The 4987-nt window shown below is 51.5% G+C and carries 2 tRNA genes and 2 rRNA genes; all 4 read left to right on the forward strand.

Annotated features, from left to right (window positions below):
- Positions 1-10: 10 nt before the first annotated feature.
- Positions 11-1547 (forward strand): 16S ribosomal RNA (locus NTD81_RS09945).
- Between the two features lie 65 nt (positions 1548-1612).
- Positions 1613-1689: transfer RNA gene (locus NTD81_RS09950), tRNA-Ile, on the forward strand.
- A 30-nt stretch (positions 1690-1719) separates the two neighbouring features.
- Positions 1720-1795 (forward strand) — tRNA-Ala (locus NTD81_RS09955).
- A 226-nt stretch (positions 1796-2021) separates the two neighbouring features.
- Positions 2022-4912: ribosomal RNA gene (locus NTD81_RS09960) — 23S ribosomal RNA — on the forward strand.
- Together the 16S and 23S rRNA genes with 2 tRNA genes alongside form the textbook arrangement of a ribosomal RNA operon.
- Positions 4913-4987 lie beyond the last annotated feature (75 nt).

Genomic DNA, 4987 nt, shown 5'->3' on the forward strand with positions numbered 1-4987 from the left:
ATGCAGTATTGAACTGAAGAGTTTGATCATGGCTCAGATTGAACGCTGGCGGCAGGCCTAACACATGCAAGTCGAGCGGTAGAGAGAAGCTTGCTTCTCTTGAGAGCGGCGGACGGGTGAGTAATGCCTAGGAATCTGCCTAGTGGTGGGGGATAACGTTCGGAAACGGACGCTAATACCGCATACGTCCTACGGGAGAAAGCGGGGGACCTTCGGGCCTCGCGCCATTAGATGAGCCTAGGTCGGATTAGCTAGTTGGTGAGGTAATGGCTCACCAAGGCGACGATCCGTAACTGGTCTGAGAGGATGATCAGTCACACTGGAACTGAGACACGGTCCAGACTCCTACGGGAGGCAGCAGTGGGGAATATTGGACAATGGGCGAAAGCCTGATCCAGCCATGCCGCGTGTGTGAAGAAGGTCTTCGGATTGTAAAGCACTTTAAGTTGGGAGGAAGGGCAGTAAATTAATACTTTGCTGTTTTGACGTTACCGACAGAATAAGCACCGGCTAACTTCGTGCCAGCAGCCGCGGTAATACGAAGGGTGCAAGCGTTAATCGGAATTACTGGGCGTAAAGCGCGCGTAGGTGGTTCAGTAAGATGGAAGTGAAAGCCCCGGGCTCAACCTGGGAACTGCTTTCATAACTGCTGAGCTAGAGTACGGTAGAGGGTAGTGGAATTTCCTGTGTAGCGGTGAAATGCGTAGATATAGGAAGGAACACCAGTGGCGAAGGCGACTACCTGGACTGATACTGACACTGAGGTGCGAAAGCGTGGGGAGCAAACAGGATTAGATACCCTGGTAGTCCACGCCGTAAACGATGTCAACTAGCCGTTGGAATCCTTGAGATTTTAGTGGCGCAGCTAACGCATTAAGTTGACCGCCTGGGGAGTACGGCCGCAAGGTTAAAACTCAAATGAATTGACGGGGGCCCGCACAAGCGGTGGAGCATGTGGTTTAATTCGAAGCAACGCGAAGAACCTTACCTGGCCTTGACATGCTGAGAACTTTCTAGAGATAGATTGGTGCCTTCGGGAACTCAGACACAGGTGCTGCATGGCTGTCGTCAGCTCGTGTCGTGAGATGTTGGGTTAAGTCCCGTAACGAGCGCAACCCTTGTCCTTAGTTACCAGCACGTTATGGTGGGAACTCTAAGGAGACTGCCGGTGACAAACCGGAGGAAGGTGGGGATGACGTCAAGTCATCATGGCCCTTACGGCCAGGGCTACACACGTGCTACAATGGTCGGTACAAAGGGTTGCCAAGCCGCGAGGTGGAGCTAATCCCATAAAACCGATCGTAGTCCGGATCGCAGTCTGCAACTCGACTGCGTGAAGTCGGAATCGCTAGTAATCGTGAATCAGAATGTCACGGTGAATACGTTCCCGGGCCTTGTACACACCGCCCGTCACACCATGGGAGTGGGTTGCACCAGAAGTAGCTAGTCTAACCTTCGGGAGGACGGTTACCACGGTGTGATTCATGACTGGGGTGAAGTCGTAACAAGGTAGCCGTAGGGGAACCTGCGGCTGGATCACCTCCTTAATCGACGACATCAGCTTTCTCATAAGCTCCCACACGAATTGCTTGATTCATTGCAGAAGACGATTGGGTCTGTAGCTCAGTTGGTTAGAGCGCACCCCTGATAAGGGTGAGGTCGGCAGTTCGAATCTGCCCAGACCCACCAATTGTTGTGGGGCGCAGGCTTCAAGACATTGGGGCCATAGCTCAGCTGGGAGAGCGCCTGCCTTGCACGCAGGAGGTCAGCGGTTCGATCCCGCTTGGCTCCACCATTAAGCTTAGAGCTCAGAAATGAGTATTCATTGAATACTGATTTCTGGTCTTTATGACCGGTACAAATCGTTCTTTAAAAATTTGGGTATGTGATAGAAGTGACTGATTGATTACTTTCACTGGTAATTAATCTGGTCAAGGTAAAATTTGTAGTTCTCAATTGCAAATTTTCGGCGAATGTCGTCTTCACGTTTGAGACAGTAACCAGATTGCTTGGGGTTATATGGTCAAGTGAAGAAGCGCATACGGTGGATGCCTTGGCAGTCAGAGGCGATGAAAGACGTTGTAGCCTGCGATAAGCTCCGGGGAGTCGGCAAACAGACTTTGATCCGGAGATCTCTGAATGGGGGAACCCACCTAACATAAGTTAGGTATCTTGCACTGAATACATAGGTGTAAGAGGCGAACCAGGGGAACTGAAACATCTAAGTACCCTGAGGAAAAGAAATCAACCGAGATTCCCTTAGTAGTGGCGAGCGAACGGGGACTAGCCCTTAAGTTGATTTGAGATTAGTGGAAGGCTCTGGAAAGTGCCGCCGTAGTGGGTGATAGCCCCGTACACGAAAATCTCTTATCAATGAAATCGAGTAGGACGGAGCACGAGAAACTTTGTCTGAATATGGGGGGACCATCCTCCAAGGCTAAATACTACTGACTGACCGATAGTGAACTAGTACCGTGAGGGAAAGGCGAAAAGAACCCCGGAGAGGGGAGTGAAATAGATCCTGAAACCGTATGCGTACAAGCAGTGGGAGCCTACTTTGTTGGGTGACTGCGTACCTTTTGTATAATGGGTCAGCGACTTATATTCAGTGGCGAGCTTAACCGAATAGGGGAGGCGTAGCGAAAGCGAGTCTTAATAGGGCGTTTAGTCGCTGGGTATAGACCCGAAACCGGGCGATCTATCCATGGGCAGGTTGAAGGTTAGGTAACACTGACTGGAGGACCGAACCGACTACCGTTGAAAAGTTAGCGGATGACCTGTGGATCGGAGTGAAAGGCTAATCAAGCTCGGAGATAGCTGGTTCTCCTCGAAAGCTATTTAGGTAGCGCCTCGTGTATCACTGCTGGGGGTAGAGCACTGTTTCGGCTAGGGGGTCATCCCGACTTACCAAACCGATGCAAACTCCGAATACCAGCAAGTGTCAGCACGGGAGACACACGGCGGGTGCTAACGTCCGTCGTGAAAAGGGAAACAACCCAGACCGTCAGCTAAGGTCCCAAAGTTATGGTTAAGTGGGAAACGATGTGGGAAGGCTTAGACAGCTAGGAGGTTGGCTTAGAAGCAGCCACCCTTTAAAGAAAGCGTAATAGCTCACTAGTCGAGTCGGCCTGCGCGGAAGATGTAACGGGGCTCAAACCATACACCGAAGCTACGGGTTCAACGTAAGTTGAGCGGTAGAGGAGCGTTCTGTAAGCCTGTGAAGGTGAGTTGAGAAGCTTGCTGGAGGTATCAGAAGTGCGAATGCTGACATGAGTAACGACAATGCGAGTGAAAAACTCGCACGCCGAAAGACCAAGGTTTCCTGCGCAACGTTAATCGACGCAGGGTGAGTCGGCCCCTAAGGCGAGGCAGAAATGCGTAGTCGATGGGAAACGGGTTAATATTCCCGTACTTCTAATTACTGCGATGGAGGGACGGAGAAGGCTAGGCCAGCACGGCGTTGGTTGTCCGTGTTTAAGGTAGTAGGCTGATTTCTTAGGTAAATCCGGGAGATCAAGGCCGAGAACTGATGACGAGTGTTCTTTTAGAACATGAAGTGGTTGATGCCATGCTTCCAGGAAAAGCTTCTAAGCTTCAGGTAATTAGGAACCGTACCCCAAACCGACACAGGTGGTTAGGTAGAGAATACCAAGGCGCTTGAGAGAACTCGGGTGAAGGAACTAGGCAAAATGGCACCGTAACTTCGGGAGAAGGTGCGCCGGTGAGGGTGAAGCATTTACTGCGTAAGCTCATGCCGGTCGAAGATACCAGGCCGCTGCGACTGTTTATTAAAAACACAGCACTCTGCAAACACGAAAGTGGACGTATAGGGTGTGACGCCTGCCCGGTGCCGGAAGGTTAATTGATGGGGTTAGCGCAAGCGAAGCTCTTGATCGAAGCCCCGGTAAACGGCGGCCGTAACTATAACGGTCCTAAGGTAGCGAAATTCCTTGTCGGGTAAGTTCCGACCTGCACGAATGGCGTAACGATGGCGGCGCTGTCTCCACCCGAGACTCAGTGAAATTGAAATCGCTGTGAAGATGCAGTGTATCCGCGGCTAGACGGAAAGACCCCGTGAACCTTTACTATAGCTTTGCACTGGACTTTGAGTTTACTTGTGTAGGATAGGTGGGAGGCTTTGAAGCGTGGACGCCAGTTCGCGTGGAGCCATCCTTGAAATACCACCCTGGTAACCTTGAGGTTCTAACTCTGGTCCGTTATCCGGATCGAGGACAGTGTATGGTGGGTAGTTTGACTGGGGCGGTCTCCTCCTAAAGAGTAACGGAGGAGTACGAAGGTGCGCTCAGACCGGTCGGAAATCGGTCGTAGAGTATAAAGGCAAAAGCGCGCTTGACTGCGAGACAGACACGTCGAGCAGGTACGAAAGTAGGTCTTAGTGATCCGGTGGTTCTGTATGGAAGGGCCATCGCTCAACGGATAAAAGGTACTCCGGGGATAACAGGCTGATACCGCCCAAGAGTTCATATCGACGGCGGTGTTTGGCACCTCGATGTCGGCTCATCACATCCTGGGGCTGAAGCCGGTCCCAAGGGTATGGCTGTTCGCCATTTAAAGTGGTACGCGAGCTGGGTTTAGAACGTCGTGAGACAGTTCGGTCCCTATCTGCCGTGGACGTTTGAGATTTGAGAGGGGCTGCTCCTAGTACGAGAGGACCGGAGTGGACGAACCTCTGGTGTTCCGGTTGTCACGCCAGTGGCATTGCCGGGTAGCTATGTTCGGAAAAGATAACCGCTGAAAGCATCTAAGCGGGAAACTTGCCTCAAGATGAGATCTCACTGGAACCTTGAGTTCCCTAAAGGGCCGTCGAAGACTACGACGTTGATAGGTTGGGTGTGTAAGCGCTGTGAGGCGTTGAGCTAACCAATACTAATTGCCCGTGAGGCTTGACCATATAACACCCAAACAATTTGTGGTGTCAGACGGTTGAAGTCGACAACAAACCGAAAATTTGCAGCAACTACAAAGC

The sequence above is a fragment of the Pseudomonas sp. 5P_3.1_Bac2 genome (genome assembly GCF_025465995.1).
Classification (GTDB): Bacteria; Pseudomonadota; Gammaproteobacteria; order Pseudomonadales; family Pseudomonadaceae; genus Aquipseudomonas.